The organism is Salinibacillus xinjiangensis (assembly GCF_009649735.1).
Lineage (GTDB): Bacteria > Bacillota > Bacilli > Bacillales > Alkalibacillaceae > Salinibacillus > Salinibacillus xinjiangensis.
The window spans coordinates 44,596-69,028 of sequence record NZ_WJNH01000003.1; the positions used below are offsets into that span (position 1 = coordinate 44,596).

The 24,433-nt window shown below is 39.5% G+C and carries 31 protein-coding genes and 1 pseudogene; 25 read left to right on the forward strand and 7 right to left on the reverse strand.

Annotated features, from left to right (window positions below):
* The first annotated feature begins 87 nt into the window (after nucleotides 1-87).
* From GH754_RS05655 to GH754_RS05705, 12 genes and pseudogenes are all read left to right on the forward strand, one after another.
* Nucleotides 88-726 carry a class I SAM-dependent methyltransferase gene (locus GH754_RS05655; RefSeq protein ID WP_153727773.1) on the forward strand — a complete coding sequence of 213 codons (639 nt, stop codon included), beginning with the start codon at nucleotides 88-90 and terminating at the stop codon, nucleotides 724-726.
* Nucleotides 727-746: 20 nt separating this feature from the next.
* A complete protein-coding gene (locus GH754_RS05660) occupies nucleotides 747-1,208 on the forward strand; it encodes an S-ribosylhomocysteine lyase (RefSeq protein ID WP_153727774.1) in 462 nt (153 codons plus the stop codon).
* A gap of 16 nt (nucleotides 1,209-1,224) precedes the next feature.
* Nucleotides 1,225-2,148, forward strand: a complete 924-nt coding sequence (locus tag GH754_RS05665; RefSeq protein WP_153727775.1) for a PLP-dependent cysteine synthase family protein — start codon at nucleotides 1,225-1,227, stop codon at nucleotides 2,146-2,148.
* Between the two features lie 15 nt (nucleotides 2,149-2,163).
* Complete coding sequence (locus GH754_RS05670; protein ID WP_153727776.1) at nucleotides 2,164-3,297, forward strand: bifunctional cystathionine gamma-lyase/homocysteine desulfhydrase; 1,134 nt, start codon at nucleotides 2,164-2,166, stop codon at nucleotides 3,295-3,297.
* An 87-nt stretch (nucleotides 3,298-3,384) separates the two neighbouring features.
* On the forward strand, nucleotides 3,385-3,636 hold the full coding sequence (locus GH754_RS05675) for a DUF2164 domain-containing protein (protein WP_323741871.1): 252 nt from the start codon (nucleotides 3,385-3,387) through the stop codon (nucleotides 3,634-3,636).
* A 108-nt stretch (nucleotides 3,637-3,744) separates the two neighbouring features.
* A pseudogene (locus tag GH754_RS19585) lies at nucleotides 3,745-4,257 on the forward strand (peptidoglycan recognition protein family protein); the annotation flags it as partial.
* Between the two features lie 96 nt (nucleotides 4,258-4,353).
* A complete protein-coding gene (locus GH754_RS19935) occupies nucleotides 4,354-4,788 on the forward strand; it encodes a peptidoglycan-binding domain-containing protein (RefSeq protein WP_323741896.1) in 435 nt (144 codons plus the stop codon).
* Between the two features lie 192 nt (nucleotides 4,789-4,980).
* Nucleotides 4,981-6,438: an ATP-binding protein gene (locus GH754_RS05685; RefSeq protein WP_153727778.1), complete on the forward strand. Its 1,458-nt coding sequence runs from the start codon at nucleotides 4,981-4,983 to the stop codon at nucleotides 6,436-6,438.
* The gene (locus tag GH754_RS05690) at nucleotides 6,395-6,916 is read left to right on the forward strand and encodes a type 1 glutamine amidotransferase domain-containing protein (protein ID WP_323741872.1); all 522 of its coding nucleotides are present in this window, start codon (nucleotides 6,395-6,397) and stop codon (nucleotides 6,914-6,916) included. Before GH754_RS05685 ends, GH754_RS05690 begins: the two co-directional genes overlap by 44 nt.
* 163 nt (nucleotides 6,917-7,079) lie before the next feature.
* Nucleotides 7,080-7,910, forward strand: a complete 831-nt coding sequence (locus GH754_RS05695) for a manganese catalase family protein (protein ID WP_153727779.1) — start codon at nucleotides 7,080-7,082, stop codon at nucleotides 7,908-7,910.
* Between the two features lie 148 nt (nucleotides 7,911-8,058).
* Complete coding sequence (locus tag GH754_RS05700; RefSeq protein WP_153728080.1) at nucleotides 8,059-8,601, forward strand: DUF421 domain-containing protein; 543 nt, start codon at nucleotides 8,059-8,061, stop codon at nucleotides 8,599-8,601.
* Nucleotides 8,602-8,648: 47 nt separating this feature from the next.
* Entirely contained in the window at nucleotides 8,649-9,659 is a 1,011-nt protein-coding gene (locus GH754_RS05705) for an LLM class flavin-dependent oxidoreductase (RefSeq protein ID WP_323741873.1), read from the forward strand.
* A gap of 38 nt (nucleotides 9,660-9,697) precedes the next feature.
* Here the strand turns inward: GH754_RS05705 and GH754_RS05710 are convergent, their stop codons facing one another.
* Nucleotides 9,698-9,961, reverse strand: a complete 264-nt coding sequence (locus tag GH754_RS05710; protein WP_153727780.1) for a DUF4190 domain-containing protein — start codon at nucleotides 9,959-9,961, stop codon at nucleotides 9,698-9,700.
* A 171-nt stretch (nucleotides 9,962-10,132) separates the two neighbouring features.
* Between GH754_RS05710 and GH754_RS05715 the strand changes: the two genes are divergently transcribed.
* Both GH754_RS05715 and GH754_RS05720 read left to right on the forward strand, forming a co-directional pair.
* Complete coding sequence (locus GH754_RS05715) at nucleotides 10,133-11,023, forward strand: 5'-3' exonuclease (protein ID WP_153727781.1); 891 nt, start codon at nucleotides 10,133-10,135, stop codon at nucleotides 11,021-11,023.
* Between the two features lie 2 nt (nucleotides 11,024-11,025).
* Nucleotides 11,026-11,592 (forward strand): GNAT family N-acetyltransferase, encoded by a 567-nt coding sequence (locus GH754_RS05720; RefSeq protein ID WP_153727782.1) that lies wholly within the window; start codon nucleotides 11,026-11,028, stop codon nucleotides 11,590-11,592.
* A 7-nt stretch (nucleotides 11,593-11,599) separates the two neighbouring features.
* On the opposite strand, the gene GH754_RS05725 is transcribed toward GH754_RS05720, so the two are convergent.
* A complete protein-coding gene (locus GH754_RS05725) occupies nucleotides 11,600-11,776 on the reverse strand; it encodes a hypothetical protein (RefSeq protein ID WP_153727783.1) in 177 nt (58 codons plus the stop codon).
* Nucleotides 11,777-11,893: 117 nt separating this feature from the next.
* On the opposite strand from GH754_RS05725, the gene sspL reads away from it, so the two are divergent.
* The 3 genes from sspL to GH754_RS05740 all read left to right on the forward strand — a co-directional run bounded on the left by sspL (nucleotide 11,894) and on the right by GH754_RS05740 (nucleotide 13,746).
* Nucleotides 11,894-12,034: a small, acid-soluble spore protein L gene (gene sspL / locus GH754_RS05730; RefSeq protein WP_323741874.1), complete on the forward strand. Its 141-nt coding sequence runs from the start codon at nucleotides 11,894-11,896 to the stop codon at nucleotides 12,032-12,034.
* Nucleotides 12,031-12,174: a hypothetical protein gene (locus tag GH754_RS05735; protein WP_153727784.1), complete on the forward strand. Its 144-nt coding sequence runs from the start codon at nucleotides 12,031-12,033 to the stop codon at nucleotides 12,172-12,174. Before sspL ends, GH754_RS05735 begins: the two co-directional genes overlap by 4 nt.
* A gap of 576 nt (nucleotides 12,175-12,750) precedes the next feature.
* Nucleotides 12,751-13,746, forward strand: coding sequence for a nuclease-related domain-containing protein (locus GH754_RS05740; protein WP_194841295.1), 996 nt, complete (start codon nucleotides 12,751-12,753; stop codon nucleotides 13,744-13,746).
* A 459-nt stretch (nucleotides 13,747-14,205) separates the two neighbouring features.
* On the opposite strand, the gene GH754_RS05745 is transcribed toward GH754_RS05740, so the two are convergent.
* Nucleotides 14,206-14,631, reverse strand: a complete 426-nt coding sequence (locus tag GH754_RS05745) for a FixH family protein (protein WP_153727786.1) — start codon at nucleotides 14,629-14,631, stop codon at nucleotides 14,206-14,208.
* A 208-nt stretch (nucleotides 14,632-14,839) separates the two neighbouring features.
* On the opposite strand from GH754_RS05745, the gene GH754_RS05750 reads away from it, so the two are divergent.
* Nucleotides 14,840-15,331, forward strand: a complete 492-nt coding sequence (locus GH754_RS05750; RefSeq protein ID WP_153728082.1) for a DUF456 domain-containing protein — start codon at nucleotides 14,840-14,842, stop codon at nucleotides 15,329-15,331.
* 38 nt (nucleotides 15,332-15,369) lie between these two features.
* On the opposite strand, the gene GH754_RS05755 is transcribed toward GH754_RS05750, so the two are convergent.
* On the reverse strand, nucleotides 15,370-15,744 hold the full coding sequence (locus tag GH754_RS05755; RefSeq protein WP_153727787.1) for a DUF4870 domain-containing protein: 375 nt from the start codon (nucleotides 15,742-15,744) through the stop codon (nucleotides 15,370-15,372).
* Nucleotides 15,745-16,000: 256 nt separating this feature from the next.
* Between GH754_RS05755 and GH754_RS05760 the strand changes: the two genes are divergently transcribed.
* Complete coding sequence (locus GH754_RS05760; protein WP_153727788.1) at nucleotides 16,001-17,374, forward strand: dipeptidase; 1,374 nt, start codon at nucleotides 16,001-16,003, stop codon at nucleotides 17,372-17,374.
* Between the two features lie 4 nt (nucleotides 17,375-17,378).
* On the opposite strand, the gene GH754_RS05765 is transcribed toward GH754_RS05760, so the two are convergent.
* The gene (locus tag GH754_RS05765) at nucleotides 17,379-17,846 is read right to left on the reverse strand and encodes a COX15/CtaA family protein (protein ID WP_153727789.1); all 468 of its coding nucleotides are present in this window, start codon (nucleotides 17,844-17,846) and stop codon (nucleotides 17,379-17,381) included.
* A gap of 141 nt (nucleotides 17,847-17,987) precedes the next feature.
* Here GH754_RS05765 and GH754_RS05770 point away from each other — a divergent pair, with 141 nt between their 5' ends.
* The 3 genes from GH754_RS05770 to GH754_RS05780 all read left to right on the forward strand — a co-directional run bounded on the left by GH754_RS05770 (nucleotide 17,988) and on the right by GH754_RS05780 (nucleotide 21,168).
* Nucleotides 17,988-18,860: a patatin-like phospholipase family protein gene (locus GH754_RS05770; RefSeq protein WP_153727790.1), complete on the forward strand. Its 873-nt coding sequence runs from the start codon at nucleotides 17,988-17,990 to the stop codon at nucleotides 18,858-18,860.
* A 22-nt stretch (nucleotides 18,861-18,882) separates the two neighbouring features.
* A complete protein-coding gene (locus GH754_RS05775; protein ID WP_153727791.1) occupies nucleotides 18,883-20,022 on the forward strand; it encodes a DEAD/DEAH box helicase in 1,140 nt (379 codons plus the stop codon).
* A gap of 162 nt (nucleotides 20,023-20,184) precedes the next feature.
* Nucleotides 20,185-21,168: a ring-cleaving dioxygenase gene (locus GH754_RS05780; RefSeq protein WP_153727792.1), complete on the forward strand. Its 984-nt coding sequence runs from the start codon at nucleotides 20,185-20,187 to the stop codon at nucleotides 21,166-21,168.
* A gap of 18 nt (nucleotides 21,169-21,186) precedes the next feature.
* Here GH754_RS05780 and GH754_RS05785 read toward each other — a convergent pair whose 3' ends face one another.
* Nucleotides 21,187-21,372 (reverse strand): DUF6954 family protein, encoded by a 186-nt coding sequence (locus GH754_RS05785; RefSeq protein WP_153727793.1) that lies wholly within the window; start codon nucleotides 21,370-21,372, stop codon nucleotides 21,187-21,189.
* 460 nt (nucleotides 21,373-21,832) lie between these two features.
* Here GH754_RS05785 and GH754_RS05790 point away from each other — a divergent pair, with 460 nt between their 5' ends.
* Nucleotides 21,833-22,561 (forward strand): aspartate/glutamate racemase family protein, encoded by a 729-nt coding sequence (locus GH754_RS05790; protein WP_228550154.1) that lies wholly within the window; start codon nucleotides 21,833-21,835, stop codon nucleotides 22,559-22,561.
* Nucleotides 22,562-22,704: 143 nt separating this feature from the next.
* Entirely contained in the window at nucleotides 22,705-22,908 is a 204-nt protein-coding gene (locus tag GH754_RS05795) for an alpha/beta-type small acid-soluble spore protein (RefSeq protein WP_153727794.1), read from the forward strand.
* A 41-nt stretch (nucleotides 22,909-22,949) separates the two neighbouring features.
* Here the strand turns inward: GH754_RS05795 and GH754_RS05800 are convergent, their stop codons facing one another.
* Nucleotides 22,950-23,399 carry a YaiI/YqxD family protein gene (locus GH754_RS05800; protein WP_153727795.1) on the reverse strand — a complete coding sequence of 150 codons (450 nt, stop codon included), beginning with the start codon at nucleotides 23,397-23,399 and terminating at the stop codon, nucleotides 22,950-22,952.
* A gap of 104 nt (nucleotides 23,400-23,503) precedes the next feature.
* Between GH754_RS05800 and GH754_RS05805 the strand changes: the two genes are divergently transcribed.
* Entirely contained in the window at nucleotides 23,504-24,358 is an 855-nt protein-coding gene (locus GH754_RS05805) for a CvfB family protein (RefSeq protein WP_153727796.1), read from the forward strand.
* Nucleotides 24,359-24,433: the final 75 nt, after the last annotated feature.

Genomic DNA, 24,433 nt, shown 5'->3' on the forward strand with positions numbered 1-24,433 from the left:
GACCCAAATCTATGTTACAATGAACACAAGTCATTATAAATCATACTATACCAATAAGGATTATATGATTTATAAAGGGGTGAGCAAATGGGAAGAGAGTTTGTCGATTTATTTAATGAATGGTCTGATTCTTATGACGAGACGGTAAGTGGTCAGGACATTGAATATAAAAAGGTTTTTGAGCAATATGATGCAATATTAGAACGAGTTGCCCAAAGCGTGGAAGGACATGTCATAGAATTTGGTGTCGGTACAGGTAATCTGACAGCAAAGCTATTGGAACATGGGTGTCAAGTAACTGGAGTAGAGCCTTCCCCGATGATGCGTGAAAAGGCGAAAGAGAAGGTGCCCAACGTACAGGTTGTCGATGGTGACTTCCTTAACTTCCCTCTAAATGGTCATCCTGTGGACGGCGTAGTCAGCTCCTATGCCTTCCATCATTTAACCGATGATGAGAAGGAGGAGGCGATTGCGAAATATGCTCGTCTTCTTGAAAAAGGCGGAAAAATTGTGTTTGCGGATACTATCTTTTTAAATCAGGAGTCGAAATTTGATATGATAAAACAGGCAGAAGATGCCCACTTCCTTCACTTAGCTCATGATTTAAAAACCGAATATTATACGACCATTCCAACGTTAGAGGCTATGTTAGAGCAACATGATTTTTCCGTTGATTTCATCCAAATGAATGAGTTTGTCTGGCTACTTTATGCCAAGAAACAGTAACGAAAAGGTAGGGATGTTACATGAGTAAAATGAACGTAGAAAGCTTTAATTTAGACCATACCAAGGTAAAAGCACCGTATGTACGCTTAGCAGGAAAAACAGAAGGAACAAGTGGTGACACGATCTATAAATATGACCTTCGTTTCTGCCAACCGAACCAGGATCATATGGAGATGCCTGCTCTTCATTCTTTAGAGCACATGATGGCTGAATTTAGCCGTAACCATCATGATCGTGTGGTGGATGTAGGTCCAATGGGATGTCAAACAGGCTTTTATTTAGCGTTGTTAAATGATGACAGCTATGAAAATGTTTTGGATTTATTAGAAAAAACATTACAGGACGTACTTGAAGCAACAGAAGTACCAGCTTGTAATGAGGTGCAATGTGGTTGGGCAGCCAGTCACAGTTTAGAGGGTGCTCAAGAGCTAGCGAAAAAAATGCTAGCGAAAAAGGATGAGTGGACAGAAGTTTTTGCTTAATAAAGGGTGAAACGTGATGGAATATGTACGGAATGTACAGCAGTTGATTGGACATACGCCTCTTATCGAAATCCACCAGTTTGAACTGCCAAAAGAGGTTCGTATATTTGCGAAGCTAGAGTATTTTAATCCCGGCGGCAGCATTAAAGATCGCCTAGGAAAAAAGCTGATTCAAGAAGCATTGCAGAGCGGCCAACTCCAGGAGGGTGGCACCATTATTGAGCCTACTGCAGGGAATACAGGGATTGGCATCGCACTAGCTGCGATTGGAACCGGAATTCATGTTATGTTTGTCGTTCCGGAGAAGTTTAGTGTTGAGAAGCAAGAGCTGATGAAGGCACTTGGAGCGACCGTGGTGAACACTCCGACGGCGGATGGGATGAAAGGTGCCATCGATAAAACAAACGAACTTTTATCGGAAATTAAAGGGGCCTATTCACCTCAACAATTTTCCAACCATCATAATCCGGAAACGTATTATGAAACGCTGGGTCCTGAAATTGAACAGCAATTGGATGGAAATATCGATGTCTTTGTTGCAGGTGGTGGAACTGGTGGAACCTTTATGGGTACAGCTAAGTATTTAAAGGAAAACAATCCAAAGGTGAAAACCGTGATTGTTGAACCTGAGGGCTCTATTTTAAACGGTGGCGAGGCAGGTCCTCATGACACAGAAGGCATTGGAATGGAATTTTTACCTAACTATATGGATACGAATTATTTTGATGCCATTCATACCATTACAGATCAAGCAGCTTTTCAAAGAGTCAAAGACCTGTCAGCTAAAGTTGGCTTGTTAGTAGGAAGTTCTTCTGGTTCAGCATTTGAGGCCTGTTTAAGAGAAGCAGCAATAGCCAAACCAGGAACCAACATTGTAACCGTATTTCCAGATAGTAGTGAACGTTATATGAGTACAGGGATATATCAATATGCTAAGTAGAAGGAGGGGATCGCTTTGCGTAAGAAAACAAAGCTGATTCACGGAGGAGTTACAGGTGATGAACAAACGGGAGCGGTAAACGTTCCGATTTATCAAGTTAGTACCTATGAGCAAGAGTCTGTTGGTAATCATAAAGGTTATGAGTATTCTAGAACAGGGAATCCAACTCGCCACGCTCTAGAAGAATTAATCAAGGATCTTGAAGGTGGAAAGCGTGGCTTTGCATTTGGCTCTGGAATGGCTGCCATAACTTCAGTCTTTATGCTCTTTTCTGCTGGAGACCATGTAATCATGACAGACGATGTATACGGGGGTACGTACCGTGTCGTTTCTAAGGTATTAAACAAATTTAATATTGAATTCACCTTTGTGGATACAAGCTCTATTGATGAAGTGAAAAAAGCGATAAAACCAAATACAAAAGCTATTTATATAGAGTCACCTACCAATCCACTTTTGAAAATTACCGACTTAAAAAAGGTCTCAGAGTTAGCTAAAGAACAGGGTTTATATATGATAGTAGATAACACATTTAGCACGCCATATTGGCAAACACCGATTGACTCAGGTGCTGATATTGTCTTGCATAGTGCAACGAAATATTTAGGAGGTCATAGTGATGTAGTGGCCGGTTTAGTTGTAGTTAATTCCGAGCAGCTAGGCGAAGACCTCCACTTTATTCAAAACTCTGTGGGTGGCATTTTAGGGCCTCAAGATTCCTATCTTCTTATTCGCGGTATCAAAACACTTGGGGTGAGAATGGAAGAAATAGAGGAAAATACTCGACGGGTGGTTGACTTTTTACAGGAGCACCCTGTAGTAACAAACATTTACTACCCAGGACTAAAGAGCCATCGAGGCCACGACACACATACCTCTCAAGCCACTGGATTCGGAGGCATGCTATCCTTTGATGTCGGAAGTAGTGAAAAGGCAGACCAGTTATTAAGCCGCATTCAATACTTCACACTAGCTGAGAGCCTTGGAGCGGTAGAGAGCTTGATTTCCGTGCCGGCTAAAATGACACATGCATCGATTCCAAGGGATAGAAGAGAGGAACTAGGCATTACAGACGGCCTGGTTCGTATCTCTGTAGGCTTAGAGGATGCAGAGGATTTAATTGAAGACCTTGACCAGGCTTTAAAATAAATGATCATTTATAATATTACTGCATTTGAAAGTCTAGATCACCTAAAGGAGGATCTAGACTTTTTTGCTACAATAAACTAGAAAGGAGTGTTCCATATCAAGATAACCAGTGAACAGAAGCAATTGATGATTAGCCGAATTCAACAGTTTTTTTTAGAAGAACGTGGGGAGGAAATTGGTGAGCTGGCGGCAGAGAATGCCTATCAATTTTTTGTGAAAGAACTTGGGCCTTTTCTTTATAATCAAGGAATTCAAGATGCCCGAATCATGGCTGAGCAAAAGCTGATGGGCTTAGATGAAGATATTCGTTCCTTGGAAAAAACGCTAAATACAAAGTGATAAGCAGTAATAAATTTGTAATATCATTTTATTCGCACATGTGACAATACCCTTTAATATATTAGCTTATAGGGGGAATGAAACGATGTTTGAGATGAGGTGAATAAAATGAAATACAATATCACGAGAGATTATATTGGGATTGGAAACTCTAGGTCTGGTCAAAAAAATAACGGTATTGAATTTATTGTAAGTCATGATACAGGGAATGCAGGTTCAACAGCATACGGAAATCGTAATTATTTTGAGAACACGAATCCAACTGCATCAGCTCATACCTTTATTGATGACAAATACATTTTAGAAATTATTCCTCTTGATGAAAAAGCCTGGCATGTACGGTATAACGTATCAAGCGACAACAGCCGCTACGGCGCAGATGCTAACGACGCGGCTATAGGAGTTGAACTATGCTGGGGTGGACGAATCAATTTTGAAGAATCCTATGATCGATATGTATGGTATCATGCCTATTTAGTCGATCAGTTCGGCTTAGATCCAAAACGTGACATTGTAGCACACAGCACGTTGGATCCATCTCGACGATCAGATCCACAAAATGCCATGAATCGTTATGGAATATCCTGGAATGATTTTATAAATGATGTTAATCAAGCCTATCGTAAATATTTTCAAGGGGAAGAGGACCTACCAGAACCCGTTGTCAAAGGAGCGTCTGTTCAACTACCAGTAGGCAGGGGAGATGAAGGTGCGTTTGTGAGGGAGATTCAGCGAGATTTAATCAGCGCTGGATTCTCACTTCCTCAGTTTGGCGCTGACGGTATGTTTGGAAGTGAAACGGAACGAGCCGTTATGCGTTTTCAAAAACGTTATAATTTGGCTGTTGATGGCCTAGTTGGCCCACAGACGCTTGGCACATTGAAGGAAGTCAATAATGGTGATCGACCTGTAAATGAATTTCCATTACCTCGTGGTGTTTTACAAAATGGTGATGAGGGAAATAGTGTAAAACAAGTGCAAAGAGCTTTGAAACGATTAGGTTATGATCCTGAATATATAGATGGAAAATATGGTTCTTTAACCGAGGATGCTGTTAAAAGATTTCAGTCTATGTACCAAGAACTAGCGAATGACGGCATTTATGGGCCAAATACGAAACGATTTATGGAAATGGAATTAGAAGACTTGTAAAAAAGCCGCTTACTGCGGCTTTTTTCATTGGATCTTATGTTAAGTAGTAGAAAGCATTTCATTTATTTTCCTATAATGGTTTAAGATTTCTAAAAAAGGGTAAAAGTATAGCGGATTAAATAAAATGATATTTATGCTGGCTGGAGAATCCTATATCTAAAAAATAGTTTAAGCGTAAAGGGGTATTAATCAATGACATCAAGAAACCATAAACTTGATTTTCAACAAATCATTCATAATACGTTACAAGCAATTATGGTCTATGGTGATGGTGGAGTTATTTATGCCAACCCTTTTTGTTACCAATTGTTTGGGACCGATGAACACAATGAGGATAAATGGGATGACTTTTTTTCATTTCATGATTTGAGTATGATTAAAGAAACCATTCACCAGGTTTTGGTTCTCCAGCATACTAAAACCATCAATCATCTAACCATCAAGAAAAAAGATGGTACCTCCATCAATGTTCAAGCCTATGTCATGCCGTTGACGAACCAAGATCAAGTTTATGCCTATTTACAATTTATTGAGAACGGCAGTATCGAGAACAAGTTAGAGCAGAGAAGACATCAATACATAAGTGAAAACATGCAAAACTTGATTTGCGAGCATGATGAACATGGGCAGTTCGTAAATATAACACCATCTGTACATAAACTAATTGGTTATCAAACTGATGAATTAATTGGTCGTTCACCGTGTGAATTGATTCATCCACAGGATCAAACGAGAGTAAAATATAGCTTCCGCAGCTTCTTATATTCAAAGGAAGCCAAAACAGTTCGGTTTCGCATTAAGAAGAAAATGGACAAGTATCTTTGGGTAGAGACGGAATTACATATTATTGAGGATCAAACGAGGAGTTATATCATATCAAATACAAAAAACATCGATAAGCAGATACATGCAGAAAAACTAGCGATGCAATCTGAGAAACTAGCAATGGTAGGGGAACTCAGTGCGGGCATTGTACATGAAATCAAAAATCCGCTCACCTCTATTAAAGGGTTTCTGCAGCTCATGAAGGCTGGGGCTATAGATATGAAGGATTATGTTCCCATTTTAAGTGCAGAGGTAGAAAGAATGGAAGCTATGACGATGAATATGCTGTCTTTTGCCAAACCCCAAGAGGATATAAAGAAACGATGTATCACCAAAATTTTAGATGATGTCATATTATTAATGGAGGTCCACGCGAACAAGAAAAATGTTCAAATCATATGTAATTACTCAGGCAAGGAATATTTTGTGTGGGGAAATGAATCACAATTAAAACAGGTTTTTATGAACCTAGTAAAAAATGCTATCGAAGCATCACAAAAATGTAGTAGCGTGTACGTAAAGGTTGAAGAGGAGCAATTTCATTATTCTATTAAGGTTATAGATGAAGGCAACGGTATTCCAAAGGATAAACTATCTCAAATTGGACAATCCTTTTATACAACGAAAGATAAAGGAACAGGCCTTGGGCTAATGGTTTCCTATCGTATTATCGACCATCATCAGGGCGACATTAGGGTGGATAGTGAGCTAGGAAAAGGGACAACCTTTATCGTTCGTTTACCAAAGTGCCAAACATCAACAGATTGTAAGGAGGAAAAGAGTGACATTACAAGGAAAAAAGATCGTCCAGTTAGTGAGTCATGACTTTGAAGACTTAGAATTATGGTATCCAGTTTTAAGGCTTAGAGAGGAAGGGGCAAGAGTCGACATAGCAGCTGAACAAGCAAATCAAACCTACCATGGGAAATATGGTGTCCCGGTTGAATCGGACATAACCTTTACAGATGTAAAGGCAGAGGATTATGATGCCATATTAGTCCCTGGGGGCTGGTCACCAGATAAATTAAGGCGCTATGATGAAGTATTAAAGCTGATACAAGCAATGAACGAGATGAAAAAACCGATCGGACAAATCTGTCATGCAGGTTGGGTATTAGTTTCAGCTGGTATTTTGCAGGGTAAAAAGGTAACGAGTACACCTGGAATCAAAGACGATATGCTCAATGCAGGTGCCACTTGGGTAAATGAACCAGTAGTGGTAGATGACCATTTAGTATCGAGTAGAAGGCCACCAGATTTACCAGAATATTTGAAAGAGTTTATTAAGGTATTATGTAACTAAATACAAGTAGCAATGAGAATAATCAACAAATAGAACTAAGGCAAAACCTGTAGTGGTTAATTGCCTTAGTTTTTTTGTTTATACTGGTTAATTGTCACCAAAATGAGCCTTCTGTCATATGCCTATAATGATTGGTTACGAATACATGCAGGAGGTTTTAACATTGTTTTATCATATTAAAGAATTACAGTATGATTCCAAGCCTTCTTGTCCAGATCCCGTTTATGCTAAAAAGCTACAAGAAGTTTTAGGTGGACAATATGGCGAAATCACCGTTATGATGCAGTATTTATTCCAGGGCTTTAATTGCCGAGCAGAGCCAAAGTATCGTGATCTATTACTTGATATTGGAACTGAGGAAATTGCTCACGTAGAGATGCTCGCAACTTTAATTGCTCGCTTGTTAGACAATGCACCTGTTGACCAACAAGAAAAGGCAGCTGAAGACCCTGCTGTGGAGGCTATTCTTGGAGGCATGAATCCACAGCATGCGATCGTATCGGGACTAGGAGCGATGGCTACCGATAGTGAAGGCTATCCGTGGAACTCGAAATATACGATTGCAAGTGGCAACCTATTGGCTGACTTTAGAGCCAATCTAAATGCTGAGTCACAGGGACGCCTACAAGTAGTTCGGCTGTATGAAATGTCTGATGACCCAGGGGTTAAGGATACTTTGTCCTTCCTTATCGCTCGGGATAAGGCCCATCAAAATCAGTGGAAAGCAGCCATACATGAGCTTGAAACGAGGGAACAAGACATTGTGGTTCCAACTACCTTCCCAAGTGAATTGGAAAAGCAGGCTGTTGCCTATGATTTTTATAATTTTTCAAGAGGTGAAGAGAGTTCTACTGGACCTTGGGCACAAGGGCCAGCGCCCGATGGACGTGGTCAATTTAGGTATGTGGCCAATCCACCAGCCTATGGACCACAAGCCTTTTTAATGCCAGCACCGATTTATATTCATGACACATTGCCTATGTCTAAGATGTAAAGAACAAGACAACTTGAAGCATGTAGACTTCAAGTTGTCTTTTTATTATAAAGTAGAATGATTCTCTTCTAAAATTGGAAACCTAAGCCAAAAGGTTTAAGATTTGGAGGGGTATGGTTTGACACCAACAATTTGGAACTCCATCATTATGGTAATAGCAGGTGTATTATTGTTAAGGCTGGCCGGAAGAAAATCTATATCACAAATGACTTTGGCACAAACAGTTGTAATGATTTCAATTGGTTCCATTATTATACAGCCTATTGTGGAAACGAGTGTTTTGCGAACGATTTTGGCCTCCTCTATTTTTGTTGTAGCACTAATTTTAATGGAGTTCTTACAAGTAAGGTTTAATTTCTTAGAAAAATTTTTAACAGGCAAGTCGAAAGTGATTATTCAAAATGGACAGCTTAATGTTCCAACGATGCGAAAACTCCGATTCACTGTGGATCAATTGGAAATGCGGTTACGACAGCAAGGAATTTCAGATATAAAGGATGTCAAAACAGCGACACTGGAACCGAACGGGCAGATTGGATATGAATTAATGGACGAGGCTAAGCCATTAACTGTGAAGGAATTTAAAAGGCTCATGAAACTGTACGATCAACAAACAGACCAAAACAAACACAATATTTTTTCAGAAATTAATGATCAAAGTGAACAGCATAATCCAGATCATTTACATTAAATAGATGATTTAAAGAGAAAAGAAGGTTTAATGAGAGGGGAATCGAAGTGAAACTGAGTGTCCTAGATCAAGCCCCAATATCTAAAGGGGATACAGCAACGACAACCTTGAAACACACGGTTGAACTGGCCCAATATGTTGAAAAACTCGGATACACCCGTTTTTGGGTTGCCGAGCATCACAATACAAAGGGGTTAGCCGGCACATCGCCTGAGGTTCTAATATCTCATATTGCCTCGATGACCAATCACATTCGAGTAGGGTCAGGTGGAGTGCTTCTTCCTCAATATAGTCCGTTAAAGGTAGCAGAAAATTTCAAGGTGTTAGAGGCGTTATTTCCGAACCGCATTGATTTAGGAATTGGCCGCTCACCGGGTGGAAACCATGCCACTCGTTTGGCGTTAACCGACCATATTCAAAAAAGCTTAAATGAATTTCCAAGGCAAGTAGCCGATTTATCAGGTTTTTTAACTGATTCGTTACCTGCAAGCCACGATTTCAAAAGGGTAAAAGCAACCCCAAGAACCATTACCAACCCAAGTCTGTGGGTGTTAGGGTTATCTGAAAGAGGGGCTAAAACAGCGGCAGAAAATAGTACACGTTTTACGTTTGGGCATTTTATCAATCCTACCAATGGTCAGAAAGCTATTGAAACGTATTTTGAACATTTTAAAGTCTCTTCCTGGCAAAAAAGACCGATGAGTAATGCGTGTGTGTTTGTTGTCTGTGCGGAAACGAAAAAGGAAGCAGAGCTTCTAGCCTTGAGCCAGGATTTGTGGCTATTAAATGTGGAGACAGGCAAGGATACACGAATCCCTTCTATAAAAGAGGTAAAATCAAAGCGATTCACACAAAGAGAACTAGAAAAAATACAAAAGAATCGTAAACGTTGCATTATTGGGACTCCAGATGATGTTCGAAAAAGACTAGAGGAGTTAAGTGAGCTCTATCGTACCGACGAATTCTTAATCATAACAAATATTTTTGATTTCAACGCAAAACTGAAAAGCTATCGCTTACTTGCAGAGGAGTTTCAATTAGAAAAGCGGATGCAATAAAAAAAGGACTGTCTCGTTTTTGAGGCAGTCCTTAAATATTAGCTAAAATAAGTGACAAAATCAATCCAAAACCATATCTTTAGGATAAAGGTAAGAAAACCAGTAATAATCCCCGTTAACGCCATTCCCTTACTTTGCTTAAGACCAATAAAGCCAAATACAATCGCTAGAATAGCTAGAGGATAGGGTACAAAAGGAAACCAATATAAAATCAAACCAACAATACCACAAACAAGAGCTGTAATAGCCATTCCCTTACTATTTTGATTCTTTGGTGTGATGGGTGTTCCTTGTTGATCCATCTCATCAACCTCCAATTAAAAATTACTATTGCAGAGACATTATACGTATACATATGTAAAAATATTCCGAAAATTAGTGTATAACAGGTAATAAATTCTTTTGTCATCCTACTGTGAAAAATTTGTTAGAATAGAGTAGATGATATGAAATGGAAGAGAGGAATTTTAATAATGGAGAAAAAGCATTCAATACTGCTCGTTGATGGAATGGCTCTTCTTTTTAGAGGGTATTACGCCACATCATTTACTGGAAACTTTATGATTAACTCAAAAGGAACCCCGACTAATGGAATTTTTGGTTTTATGAGATATTTTTTAAACGCACTAGAGACCTTTCAGCCAAGTCATGTGATTTGCTGCTGGGACATGGGAAGTCAAACCTTTCGTAACGAAAAATACCCTGATTACAAGGCCAATCGTGGCGAGCCACCTGTTGAGCTTATTCCACAGTTTGATTTGGTCAAAGAAGTTATGGAATCCTTTGATGTACCCAATGTGGGACTTAAAGGATATGAGGCGGATGATTGTATTGGTACACTAGCGAATCAGTATAAAGAGGATCACGAGGTTTTAATTTTAACCGGTGATCAGGATATCCTGCAGCTCGTACAGCCACAAGTGTCGGTAGCGATCATGAAAAAGGGACAAGGCAACTATGCTGTTTATAAAGCGGATAATTTTGAAGAAGAAAAAGGAATTACACCAGCTCAAGTAGTAGACATGAAAGGCCTTATGGGCGATTCTGCCGATAACTATCCCGGTGTAAAAGGAATTGGCGAGAAAACAGCCTTAAAGCTTATTAAACAATATAATACGATTGATGGTATTTTAGAAAACATGGATGAGTTATCAAAGGGGATTAAAAAGAAAATTGAAGAAAATCTGGACATGCTCCATCTATCTCGAGACCTGGCCAAGATTCATTGTGAGGTTCCAGTATCCTGTGAGCTGGAACAAGCTGCTTGGAGTTTAAACCACAGTAAGGTATCCGAGAAGTTTGAGGAATTAGAGTTTAAAAATCTAATCAACCAGGTGAAAAAAGTAGCCAAAAGTGGGGCATAAGCATGGATGAATCTATTTTTAGCCAAATTCCAATCTTGGAAACGAAGCACTATGTTCTGAGAGGGTTGGCTGTGGGCGACGCTCAAGCTATATACCCCTTTCTCACTGACCCAGAAACGATGAAATATATCACTCCACATCCCATTCAATCCGTAGCTGAAGTTGAAGATTATGTAGAAAATTGTTTGTCCAAGTACCGTGAGCAAAAAGAAATTCCTTGGGTCATAGAATCCAAGGAAGAGAAACAAACGGTAGGAATTTTTCGATTTCATAAAGTAAACTTGTGGCACCAAAAAGCAGAAATGGGCGTCGTCATTCACCCTCAGTTTCAAGGAAAAGGGGTTATGAATGAGTTGTTGGCCACATTACTACCATTTGGATTCAATGATTTAGGACTAAACCGCGTTGTTGGAGACATATTTGCTGACAATAAGGCATCTGAAAAACTACTACTCAACTACAATTTTCACAAAGATGGTCAGCTACGACAAACTGATTTTGACGGAACGACCTTCCACGATACCGTCGTTTATTCTTTGCTGAAATCGGAATTTGTTAATGAGGGATAAGGTATGGTTAACCAGAGATTGGCTTTTCGCTAATCTCTTCCCCATCCGTTAGCCCATCCTCGTACCCAACATCATAGGACTGCTTCAAAGCCTGCTTAATCACATTGCGCTCATGCTCACTTACACTATGTACATCCTTAAAAATTTGCTTAACAATACGCTCAACTTCAGGTTGATAAGACAAAGGGAACACCTCTTCAATTTTTTCTTATTATGTGTAGGCGGTTTACATTTCATTCAGGTTAATTCACCGCATAAACCACATCCATAAACTGCAAACTATGTGTGGAGGTGTTTCACAGTGGCAAAACATGAGAAAAATCGAACCAAAGGCCAAAGAGCATCAAATGTAAATCCCCAAGGCCTAACTGAAGACGTGGCCGACCAACAACCAAGATCACAATTGGAGCAACGGGCGAAGAAAAAGAATACTAAGATTTGATTGGAGCGCTGACCCTGTGGGGTTGGCGTTTTTTTGTGTGTGGTGCAGTTGAGGTGATGGGATGGGCGGTGTCTGGTGGGGTGGGTGATGCTGGAGTTGATTTGATTTGTGCTGAAGTTGGAGAGGAGAATGCTGAATAAATGGCTGTAAATGCTGAATAGCGGGTTAAATGCTGAAGAATTGAGTTGAGAGGCTGAAGTAGTGGATGAGTGTGCTGGAGTTCTGGGGAGGAATGCTGGAAAAAGGGGTGAAAATACTGAAGCCGTGGGGGGTGCTGAAGTAGGAGTTTATAATGCTGAATAAATGGATGGGAAAGCTGAAGATTGGCTTAAATGCTGAAGAATTGGGTTGAGAAGCTGAAGTAGTGGATGAGTGTGCTGGAGTTTTAGGGAGAAATGCTGCAAATGGAGGTGGAAATGCTGAACCCGCGGGGATGCTGAAAATGATGTAATTTGTGCTAAAGAATTAGTTGAAATGCTAAAGTTGTGCTCCAATGCTAAAGTTTAAATTAATTAGCTATAGTTACGAGTATACAGGCTAAAGAGTGAATTCAAGATACTAGAGTTTGAAGTACAAATGCTGAACTGCAGGCCAAACCAAAAGCCTCATTGTTAGCCTAAATCAACAAAGTTAAATAAATTTAAATTAATTTAAAGGAGATGGTCAATTTTTGTCGAATAAAATATTAATTTCATAAAGAAGGGATGTTTTATGATTTGATTGTTAAACAACGTGATATTCCAATGAAGATGTTAAAAACGGAAGCATTAAACAGACGAGTTGATGATCATCATCGTATGAAATCTTTAATTGAACAGCATTATTTAAACTTCCGAGCTGGCTACAATGGTGAAAAAGCCATTGATTTTTACCTTCGTTTCCTTAATCCAGACACCTATCAAATCCTTCACAATGTTCGTATTCCCGATCGAAATAACTTTTTTCAAATGGATACTTTAATTTTAACCAAGCATTTTATTCTGATTGTAGAAGTGAAAAATTATTATCAAGAGATTGTTTATGACGAAATGGGACAGGCATATCGGAATATTGGTGGTGTTGAAGAAGGTTACAGCAATCATGTCGAGCAGGTTCTTCTTCAGAAAAGGAGATTGTCAGACTGGTTATTAAAACATCGCTTTCCGCAGCCTCCTATTGAAACATTAGTTGTGTTTACAAATCCGAAAACAATAATTAAAAACCTCGCACATGATCCTCTAATTACAGAAACTGTTATTCAAAAGGAAAAGCTTTTATCCAAAATTGAATATTTTACAGCAAAACATCAAATCAAACTGCTAAATCGAAATCAGCTAAATAAAATAACCGCAAACCTAAAAGATCAACACACTCCGGAATCAGTTGATGTTTTAAAGAAATATAATGTTTCAACACATGAGTTGAAACTAGGTGTTTTTTGTCCTAAATGTGATACCAATACGATGTATCGAAATCATGGGAAATGGACGTGTGCCAATTGTGGTGGGCATTCGAAAAATGCACATGTGGCGGCGCTTAAGGATTATTATTTGTTAATAGGAGACCAAATCAATAATAGACAGGCGAGGTTTTTTCTGAAAGTCAATTCTGTTCATATGATGAAACAGCTATTGCAGAAAGAGAAGTTAAAAATGATCGGGGTAACCAGCGCTAGACGGTATTTTCTTGATTATACAAATGCTAAAGATTGGGCCTTGTCGACTAAAGAATGAATGTAAAAGCTGAACATCTCGTGGTATGCTATAGTTTCTGTTGGTTCTGCTAGAGTTGCTGAGTGTTAAGCTAAAGTTGAGGGTGGAATGGCTAAAGTTTGGGGCGAAAATGCTGAACACTGGTTTTGCTAAAAATCTGGGCGGGGATGATGAAACACGATAGTAAAATGCTGGAGAACACGAGTGAAATGCTAAAGAACTCATCTAAATACTAAACAAGAGTCAGAATGCTGAAGTTTATAGATAACTAACTAAAGTAGGGTTCATAAATACTATACTACAAGATTAACTTGCTGAAGTTCACTTCGAAAATGCTGAACACGCGCCCCGACATTTCCAGCGCCCCACGGCCCCGCGCCCAGCCACCCACCGACGCACATTAAACAAGTTTTGCGCCTGCACCCCGACCTGATTATCTCCACCAAAAAGCCACATCCAATTCGGTGTGGCTTAGTGCTCTTAACTATTCTCTTCTTCCTCACTATCCTCAGCCGGTTTTTCACCAGGATCGCCGACAACGAATTCTTGTTTTGGCATGTTGTGCATGTCTCTTGCAGTTACATGTGCGATGACGGAATAGTGGCCGTCTTTTTCAAAGGTCTTGTTTATGGAGTAGATTCCATCTCCTTGGTATTCATCCATGATCATTTCGTGGTCTTCTTCAGCGTCGCCTGCTTCCCATAATTCAAATTTTACCTCATTGGCGTCGTTGACGAGTTCGTTTCCTTGTGTCACTTTTCCTTCAATGGTGACTTTTTCGTTGGGTTGGAAGTCCTCGGGTAATTGTATGGTAACATCAATCATTTCAGGCATATCGGTCTGAACTTGCAGTCTCTTGTTCGTTTCTTGTTGACTGCCACAAGCTGCTAAAAATAAGACTACCATGGTGAACAAGCCGATAAAGATTATTTATTTCATTTTGGACACTCCTACGTTTGTTCTATAGTAAATCATCCAAAGTATATTTGATTTTAGTATTGAATAAAAGGAGTGGCATGTGACAAAATCACAACATTTTGGACGTAAGCCTGTCCTTTTCTTTGGAAAAGATATTTGTGATAAGATGTCCTTATGTAGTCGTGGAGGTGTGAAGATGGTTGATATTCTTTTATGGATATTAATTTTGGTGCTATTTATATTGAGTTTTGTTGGTATTGTCTTTCCGATTATTCCGTCTGTATTGGTGATTTGGGGAGGATTTCTTCTCTATCATTTTGCCATTAATGGGGAAACATTATCGTGGTTTTTCTGGATTCCGATGGTGATGTTTACAATCATTTTATTTGTGGCAGATATCATTGTGAATAGTCACTTTGTGAAGCGTTTTGGTGGGAGTAAATGGGGGGAGCGGGTTGCAGCTATTGCCGTAATTGTTGGGTCTTTTATTGTGCCTCCATTTGGTATCATCATTATTCCATTTGTGGCAGTCTTTATCACGGAATTGATTCAGCGGCGTACGGCACGGGAGGCGATTAAGGCTTCTGTCGGTTCTTTGTTAGGATTTTTAGGAAGCTCCGTTGCTAAGGTTATTATTCAGCTTGTCATGATTATTTGGTTCTTTTTAGATGTATGGATAAATTTTTAATACTAAAAAACACTGGGGAATGCTTTGTCATTCATAGATTAAAGCTGCTTTTCGACCATGTCACCGATAATTGGTAGTTTAAAGCGCTCACCTTGGTAAGCCTTGATCATGAGTATGATCCAGAGTACAAGCGATAATGGATATATGATGATGCTTATGAACCATCCAATAATAGGGATAAACGCTAATACCATACTTATAATAAACACAGCGACGAACGTAAAAATGGATTGTAGTGCGTGGAACTTTATGAAAGAACTTTCTTTTTCAATAACGAAAAAGATGATTCCTGTAATAAATCCCCCTAAATAGCATAAAAGTCCTGCCACATTTAAGTCCATACCAGTTGAAGACTTTTCCACTTCTACTACTTCTTCCTGCTGCTTGTTTTCGTCATTTACGGATTCGGACATTGTGAAGACCTCCTTTCTGATGATGAAGTGCTTGAGATGTCATCACTTTCACAGCATTCCCCACAAATAATGCCTACTCGTTTAATGCTAATTTTAACAATTTTCTGATTATAAATATATTATACTTAAGTATAATTATTCTTTTTGGGCTCAAGTAATTAGGAAAAAATTCCCCCTTAACATCCAGACCTTTCATTTTTTCTGCCAAATTATGCTACAATGCTAGGGAGGACACGTTAGCGAAAGGAAGATTCATATGACAGACAGCATTATTCAATACTTACATCTGCATCGCGACACTTTACTGAATCGTTTAAATGACTTTTTGTCAATACAAAGTGTGAGTACAGACCCCGCACATAAGCATGACGTGAAAAAGGCGGGGCAATATGTAGCGGATTATTTAAAAGATATTGGATTTGAACAGGTCGATCTTATGGAAACAAAGGGGCATCCACTTGTTTATGGAGAGTGGATGGGAGCAGGTGAGGGAGCTCCAACAGCTTTGCTTTACGGACATTATGATGTTCAACCTGCAGACCCATATGAATTATGGGATAGTGAGCCGTTTAAACCAGAAATCAGAGATGGACGCCTTTATGCTCGGGGTTCGAGTGATGATAAAGGTCAGGTGTTTATGCATTTAGCTGTTTTTGAGGCTTATATGAAAACGATCGGTGAGCTACCGATTAACGTCAAGGTTTGTATTGAAGGGGAAGAGGAAATCGGTAGCGAAAACTTATATGAGGTTTTAGAGGAGAAAAAGAATCAGTTTGCTGCTGACTTTTGTGTCATTTCCGACTCAGGGATGGTTGCCAGTGGCCAGCCTACCATTTTATATGGATTAAAAGGTTTTACAGGTCTTGAATTTACGGTAACTGGACCATCCAGTGACCTTCATTCAGGCATGTACGGTGGGGCTGTTCGAAACCCAGCTATGGCAATGGCGCATCTTCTTTCGTCGTTGAAAAATGAAGATGAGGTCGTGACCGTAGACGGATTTTATGACGGGATTGAGGAGCTTAGTGAGGAAGAGCGTGAACTAATTAAAAACGTACCTAGTGAAGACTTCAAGGCGAGTACAGGCGTGAAGGAAACGACGCCAGAAAAAGGTTTTACAGCCAAGGAACATACGATGGCGCGCCCGACCTTAGAAGTTAACGGGCTATATAGTGGATATCAGGGAGAAGGAACGAAAACGATTATTCCTTCCACAGCTACCGCAAAACTGACGTGCCGACTTGTACCGGGACAGGAACCAGATCATGTTCAAAGTTTACTCGTAGATCATCTAGAAAAACATGTGCCAGCAGGTGTCACGCTTGACATAAAAAAAGAGCCTTTATCTGCTAGAGCATATAAGGTCGACCCAGAACACCCATTAATTCAAAAGGCAGCGGAAAGCTATACGCAGGCCTTCGGGAAGGAAACAGTATTCGTCCGTATGGGCGGTTCCATTCCGGTTGTTGAACTAATTGACCAGCTGTATCAAATTCCGGTTGTTTTATTAGGCTTCGGTACGCCTGAAGATCGACTACATTCCCCTAACGAGAGCTTTCCAATTGAAAGCTTCGATAAAGGTATGGAAACATTGGTTTATTATTGGGATAATGTGAAGGAAAGTAAATAACAGACTAAGACCCTAGGTTTGAACCTAGGGTCTTTTTACCGCCACAGGCAAGTCCGTAATCTTGGTGCTTAATATAAGCTCCAAAGCCTAAGGTTAAAACGAGAAGTAAAATAATAGCCGATAAATGTTTTTCGATGCTTTGGATGACGAGAAGAACCATCATCCAATTGGCTACTTTTCTCGTTTGGTTAGCAGGTTTAGAACGAATGATTCTCACAAAAAGAAATAAACTGATGAAAAATAAAATGGCTCCAATCACTCGGTGAGCATATTCAATTAAAGTGGCTCTTTTTAAAAGGGGAGTTAACACACCATTACATAATGGCCAGTCAGGTCCGCATCCCATGCCTGATTTTGATGAGGCTACGTAACCAACAAAAACAAATAGAAAATACGCAATGATGATCGTCAGGAATGCTAAGCGTTTTAAATGTCGTGCTCTTTCCTCCCTTTTTAGTACAACTAGTGCCAAAAAAAGTTTATCAGAAGATTATAAACTTGAATGTGGGCTACTTCACTTAAAGACAAACCGCAGAGTCAAATCAAACTGATTATTTTATAAACAAATTATGCTAAAATAGGATTTAACTATAGAAAATAGAGGCGATTACATATGAAAAATACCGGATTAGTATTAGAAGGTGGAGGGATGAGGGGGGTGTTTTCAGCTGGTGTATTACAATACTTAATGGAGCAGGAATTATATTTCCCTTATGTTATTGGCGTCTCAGCTGGAGCCTGTAATGGTTCATCCTATATTTCGAGACAGAAAGAACGAAATAAAATTGTGAACATTGAATATATCACTCATCCAGAATATATCTCCTACAAACGATTTTTTACAAAACGTGAGCTATTTGGTATGGATTTTATTTTTGACCGATTACCAAATGAATTGGTCCCATTCGATTTTGATACTTTTCATCAAGCCAACGAGGAGTTTGTTGTTGGGACAACGGATTGTGAAACAGGCGAGCCTGTATATTATAAGAAATCAACACACCAAGATCACATGCTTACTTTACTCCGCGCATCAAGTTCCTTACCGTTTATGGCTCCTGAGATTGAGTTTGAGGGACGTAAGCTATTAGACGGGGGCATTTCTGATCCAATCCCAATTCGAAAATCGGAACAGGATGGAAACGAAAAAAATATAGTTATTTTAACGCGAAACAGGGACTATAGAAAGAGTCCGGCTAAATTTAACTGGCTTTTAAAAAGGAAGTATGGACATTATGACGGCTTAGTACGAGCCATGATGAACCGCCATGAAATGTATAATCAAACGATTGCTTACTTAGAGGAGCAGGAAAAGAAAGGTAAGGTATTTATTATTCGTCCGACTGAAAAACTAGAAGTGGGACGCATCGAGAGAAATCCCGATAAATTGTCTGCTTTATATGATAAGGGATATGAGCAAGCAAAATCCTCACTTAACCAATTAAAGCAGTTTTTAAACCAAACAAATGATGTATACTATAACTAGCTTTAAACAACGGAGGATGGACATGAATAGTACTGAAGAATTCGTTCAACATTTTAAGCCTTTTATTCAAACTGCTTGGGAAAAAGCTGGATTTGAACAACCAACGGCCATTCAGCAGCAAGCTGTTCCACACATTTTACAAGGGGAGGACATCATTGCCGAGTCTCCAACAGGAACAGGAAAGACGTTAGCTTATCTTCTTCCCATCATGGAAAAAGTAGATACAAAACTGCCACATATTCAAGCGGTTATTCTGGCCTCATCCCATGAGTTGGTGATGCAGATCCATCAAGAAATACAAAATTGGGGATCAGGAGAAGGAATCAAAAGTGCAGCTTTTATCGGTGGGGCCAACATTAAACGTCAAATCGATAAGCTAAAAAAACGTCCACAGATTGTTGTAGCAACTCCAGGACGCTTATTAGAGCTAATCAAAATTAAAAAAGCGAAAATGCACGAGGTGAAAACCATCGTTCTGGACGAAGCGGATCAATTATTTGTACCAGAGCATATTTCGACAATTGAACAAATTATAAAATCAACGTTGGCTGACCGCCAAGTTCTAGTTTTTTCAGCTACAGTTCCTTCTGATGCTGAAAAGACGGCCAAAGAGTTCATGAATGAGCCTGAATTGATTCGGATTAAGCAGGACGATACCAAGCCTGTTTCAGACCACGGATTTGTGGTTTGTCAGTCGAGAGAAAAGGTAGAGATGTTAAGAAGAATAGCGTTTTTAGAGAACGTCAAGGGAATTGCATTTATGAATGATATTGGCAATCTTGATGTATATGCTCAAAAGCTTCAATATAAAGGTGTGCCAATCGGGGTTCTTCATGGTGAAGTGAAGAAACAGGAACGAGCAAAAATGATTAAAGACTTTCGAGCTGGAAATATACCGTTGCTTTTGACCACAGATGTGGCAGCTAGAGGGCTGGACGTGAAGGGAATCACGCATGTTGTTCATGTGGACTTACCAAAGGACACCAAGCAATATATTCATCGTTCAGGGCGCACTGGCCGCTTAGGCTCCACCTCAGGTATGGTTCTTTCGCTGGTCAATGATCGGGAGGTTCGTAAATTAAAACAGTTGATTAGGAATGAGGGTATTCCAGTTCATGAGAAAAAAGTTAAGGGCGGAAAAGTTATGGACATAAAAAAATAGTGATGTGAGAAGGATGCGAACAGGTTCGCATCCTTTCTTTATGTTAATGATGTAACAAAAGGGGACAATATGACGAGGAAGTGTCATTCGTTGACAATCTTTTTCAATGTTTAGTATAATTTACTTCGAATTCGAGATAATAAAATGAAAGGGTGTATATAAATGGAACGTAAACCATTAAAGGGTATTCACCATGTATCGGCTCTTACAGCAAATGCAAAACACAATTATGAATTTTATACGAAAACCTTAGGAATGAGATTAGTCAAGAAAACGATCAATCAAGATGATCCATCCGTATATCATCTTTTTTATGCAGATGAGCGAGGAAATCCAGGTACAGATTTAACCTTTTTTGAAATTCCAAATGCGGGGACGACTTATCCTGGAACCAACAGCATATCTGGTACTTCATTACGAGTTCCAAATGATGAATCGTTACAATATTGGAAGAATCGATTCGAAGAGCTGGGAGTAGAGCATGATGAAATTACAGCAGAGAGTGGCAGGGCAACCTTAGCGTTTCGCGATTTTGAACAGCAAAGACTCTATTTAGTTTCAGATGAAAATAATGACGGTGTTTCAGGTGGGAAGGCTTGGGATAAAAGTCCAGTCCCACAAGAACATGGAATTGTTGGGTTAGGTCCAGTCCTTTTAACCGTATCAAAACGGGAAAACACGGAAAAAATCCTGTTAGATGTGCTCGGCTTCAAACACGTTCGTACCTACACGTCCTCTCAAATTCATGACGGAAAAGAAGTTCACGTTTATGAAACAGGCGAAGGTGGATCTGGCGCGGAGGTGCATATTGTTGAACGTGATGATTTACCTAGGGAGCGTCCAGGCCGTGGCAGTGTGCACCATGTCGCATTCCGAGTTGAAAATGAGGACGAACTGAACAAGTGGGTCGAGTATGTGAAACAGCTGCAAATTCCAAACTCAGGGTTTGTGGAGCGCTATTACTTTAAATCACTTTATTTCAGGGAGCCAAATGGTGTGTTGTTTGAGCTGGCAACAGACGGTCCAGGCTTTGAAGGGGATGAATCCTTTGAGCATTTAGGTGAGAGCTTGGCCTTGCCTCCTTATTTTGAAGATCAACGGGATATGATTGAGGCACGTCTAAAACCCCTAGATACAAAGGAGTAAAAACAAATGCGAGCTTAGTTATTTGGCTCGCTTTTTTCTATAGAGCAAGAGTAACCAGGCCAGGAAGATATAAATGGCAATTACTACAGCTAAGGTAATCATCTGTTCTTCAAACGAACCATCTGCCATCAGAACAGGACTAATACCAAAAAATGTAACAAGAATATATGCTAATAGAAAACAGAAATACACAAGCCAGTGCATGGTAAGCACTCCTTTTGATTCACGTATTATTTAAGTATATTCTGTACTTATAAAGAGCTTACCTTTAATTAATAGAAAGGGCGATTTCGGAATGGATATTATATTAAGAGGCGAATCTGCAGAAGTCTTAAAAGAGAACACTTCCTCGAACCAGGTTATAGTTGTAGACACTAATTTTAGTGGTGGCTGAGGATGCACGTTAGAATTTTCTTTGGTTCTGGATGAATCAAATCAACTAGACGAAAAAATAGAAGTAGATGGACTGAGCTTTCAGGTAAATTCCTTCACTAAAAGTCAGGTTGGAGACCCATTAATCATCGACTACAAACCCAATTATGGCTTTGTCATAAAAAATAATAATGAAGTATTTGCCCATGGTGTAAAATTACAAAATCGTCAAAATAATGGTTGAACACAATACTCATACTAAAAAACAAAATAGCGTAAAGGGTGTAGAGTGTTGAGGTATTATGCCAATCCAGGACAAGTGAGTTACGGTGAAACCATTGGGATTCTAATGTTAGATTCGTTCGCTCCTTTTATACCAGGAGATGTAGGTAACGCACATACCTTTCCATTTCCAGTAAGGTATGAAACAGTTAAGGGATTAAACGCGAGCAATATGGTCAACTGGGATGATAGTCATTATCCCAATTTTTTAGAAGCTGGCTTAAAGCTGACACAAAGTGGAGTAAAGGCCATTACTGGAGATTGTGGTTACATGGCCATTTTTCAAGACAGACTAGCCAAAGATCTCCAGGTTCCTGTGTTCTTATCAAGTCTCCTTCAGCTCCATTTCTTAACCCATTTGGTACACGGAGATGAAAAGATCGCTGTCATTACCGCTGATTCTACGCTTTTAACCAATTCCTTGTTGGCGAGTATTAATATTGATCACACCTACCCAATTGTCATTCAAGGCCTTCAAAACCAGCCATATTTTAAAGATTTTGCCCTAACAGAATCAGGGGTGTTGGATACAAATAAAGTTGAACAAGAAGTGGTCAATGCTACGGTAAATCTGGTTCAAAAAAACCCATCCATCTCCATTATTTTACTGGAATGTAGCATGTTACCTCCATATGCCAAGGCTATCCAAGAGGCTGTTTCATTACCTGTATTTGATTACACATCGATGATTGAATACGTTTATAACGCTTATATAAGAAAAAAATTTGATTTTCAATAGTCGGTTGAAGCCTGTCATATCAGGAGATTTGGCTTTTTCTAAACTTTACCAATGAAAAAAGTTGTATCTCACAGAATAAATAAGGCTTATCCTCCATAACGCTAAGTTTGCAAGACGATAAATTTCCCAAGGAGGTCATTAGAATGGCACAACAAAATCGTTCTAACAACTCAAACCAATTAGTGGTACCAGGAGCAGACCAAGCAATCAATCAAATGAAAACTGAAATTGCACAAGAATTTGGTGTACAGTTAGGAGCAGATTCAACTTCTCGTTCTAATGGATCCGTTGGCGGTGAAATTACAAAACGCCTTGTATCTTTAGCACAACAAAACATGAATAAATAATAGTATGGATGATAAAAGAGCCCCCTTAACTGGGGGCTTTTTTACGTTGTGTATTTTTCGAGAATTGTACGAAATGACTCTCGAAATTGTTCTCTATCCTCTTCCGTAAAGGCTTTTGGACCCTTTGTTTTGTATCCAGCTTTTCTAGCCTTTGCGTTGGCATGGCGCATTGTCAGCATTTGATCAATGTTCTCGGTCGTATATTGAAAGCCTTTATGATGAAGCACCACACATTTTTTGCCGAGGGCGAGTGAAGCTAGACCATAATCCTGTGTGATGATGATATCTCCTTTGTTTGCCATTTTCATAATGCGATAATCGGCAGCATCTGCCCCGGAATCGACGTAAACAATGTCCACATTTGGTTCTGGTTCTTTATTGGAAAAATGAGAAAAACTCATGACTAGAGTAACAGGTATATCATATGTATGAGCTTCTGAAATCACAATATCCTTAACAGGACTAGCATCCGCATCTACATAAATGTTCATAAAAATGACCTCCTTGTCTAAAACTGATAATGTATTGATTTCACTCTCCATTTTCGTACGTTATAATAGATGAAGACTTTAAGTATAAGGAGATTATATACACTATGATAACACAAGCAGGCACCATTCAAATGTTAACTGTAAAACGAGTTATTGACACGGGATATGTATTAACAGATGGACAAGATGAATTTTTATTACATAATAGAGAAGCAAATGAAGATTTAGAGGTCGATCAAGAGGTGGAGGTATTTTTATATCCAGATAAAAAGGGGCAGGTAGTTGCCACAACGACCATTCCTTCCGTTCGGTTAGATCAATATGATTGGGCAGAGGTCATGGAAGTGGTTCCTAACCTCGGAGTGTTTGTTGACATTGGCATTCATAAAGAGATTCTCGTCTCGATAGATGATCTTCCTCTATACACCAAAGTGTGGCCAGCTGCCGGAGACTTTCTCTATGTGGCATTAGATACGGATAAAAAAGGGCGGTTGTTAGCTAAACCTGCAACAGAAAGCCTGTTTACAGACGATGACTTTTTAAATGCACCTGAAGACTTGAAAAATGCTACGGTTAGTGGTCGCGTTTATCGCACAAGTAAGGAAGGCTCGGTTATCCTTACTGAAGAAGGGTACAGGGGATTTATCCACAGTTCCGAGCGCAAAACCGAGCCACGACTTGGACAATGGGTGACCGGAAGAGTAATTGATGTGAAACCAGATGGGTCCATCAATATTTCGTTACGACCATTGAAGCAGGATAGTATTTCAGAGGATGCCCAAGCGATATTGACATATATAGAAGAAAACGACGGCATGATGCCGTTTGGCGATAAAAGCGATCCCGAAGATATCAAAGGCACCTTTCAAATTAGTAAGGCAGCCTTTAAACGGGCGTTAGGGAGTTTGATGAAGGAAGGAAAAGTAGAGCAACGAGATGGGAATACGTATTTGAAGTAAGTCGTTTTGTTTGCGATAAAAATAATATGTAAATTAATTTCTGTGCGTTGTGGCAGATTGTGCTGAAGATTTGCA

Bases quoted from the DNA above. Each gene is read 5' to 3' on its own strand.
- GH754_RS05800 (WP_153727795.1), bottom strand. From the start codon at position 23,399: ATGAACATTTATGTAGATGCGGATGCTAGTCCTGTTAAGGATATTGTG.
- GH754_RS05700 (WP_153728080.1), top strand. From the start codon at position 8,059: ATGGTAATAGCAGGTGTATTATTGTTAAGGCTGGCCGGAAGAAAATCT.
- GH754_RS05710 (WP_153727780.1), bottom strand. From the start codon at position 9,961: ATGGATCAACAAGGAACACCCATCACACCAAAGAATCAAAATAGTAAG.
- GH754_RS05775 (WP_153727791.1), top strand. From the start codon at position 18,883: ATGAATAGTACTGAAGAATTCGTTCAACATTTTAAGCCTTTTATTCAA.
- GH754_RS05745 (WP_153727786.1), bottom strand. From the start codon at position 14,631: ATGGTAGTCTTATTTTTAGCAGCTTGTGGCAGTCAACAAGAAACGAAC.
- GH754_RS05660 (WP_153727774.1), top strand. From the start codon at position 747: ATGAGTAAAATGAACGTAGAAAGCTTTAATTTAGACCATACCAAGGTA.
- GH754_RS05750 (WP_153728082.1), top strand. From the start codon at position 14,840: ATGGTTGATATTCTTTTATGGATATTAATTTTGGTGCTATTTATATTG.
- GH754_RS05655 (WP_153727773.1), top strand. From the start codon at position 88: ATGGGAAGAGAGTTTGTCGATTTATTTAATGAATGGTCTGATTCTTAT.
- GH754_RS05665 (WP_153727775.1), top strand. From the start codon at position 1,225: ATGGAATATGTACGGAATGTACAGCAGTTGATTGGACATACGCCTCTT.
- GH754_RS05795 (WP_153727794.1), top strand. From the start codon at position 22,705: ATGGCACAACAAAATCGTTCTAACAACTCAAACCAATTAGTGGTACCA.
- GH754_RS05760 (WP_153727788.1), top strand. From the start codon at position 16,001: ATGACAGACAGCATTATTCAATACTTACATCTGCATCGCGACACTTTA.
- GH754_RS05715 (WP_153727781.1), top strand. From the start codon at position 10,133: ATGGAGAAAAAGCATTCAATACTGCTCGTTGATGGAATGGCTCTTCTT.
- GH754_RS05805 (WP_153727796.1), top strand. From the start codon at position 23,504: ATGATAACACAAGCAGGCACCATTCAAATGTTAACTGTAAAACGAGTT.
- GH754_RS05685 (WP_153727778.1), top strand. From the start codon at position 4,981: ATGACATCAAGAAACCATAAACTTGATTTTCAACAAATCATTCATAAT.
- GH754_RS05720 (WP_153727782.1), top strand. From the start codon at position 11,026: ATGGATGAATCTATTTTTAGCCAAATTCCAATCTTGGAAACGAAGCAC.
- GH754_RS05780 (WP_153727792.1), top strand. From the start codon at position 20,185: ATGGAACGTAAACCATTAAAGGGTATTCACCATGTATCGGCTCTTACA.
- GH754_RS05755 (WP_153727787.1), bottom strand. From the start codon at position 15,744: ATGTCCGAATCCGTAAATGACGAAAACAAGCAGCAGGAAGAAGTAGTA.
- GH754_RS05770 (WP_153727790.1), top strand. From the start codon at position 17,988: ATGAAAAATACCGGATTAGTATTAGAAGGTGGAGGGATGAGGGGGGTG.
- GH754_RS05785 (WP_153727793.1), bottom strand. From the start codon at position 21,372: ATGCACTGGCTTGTGTATTTCTGTTTTCTATTAGCATATATTCTTGTT.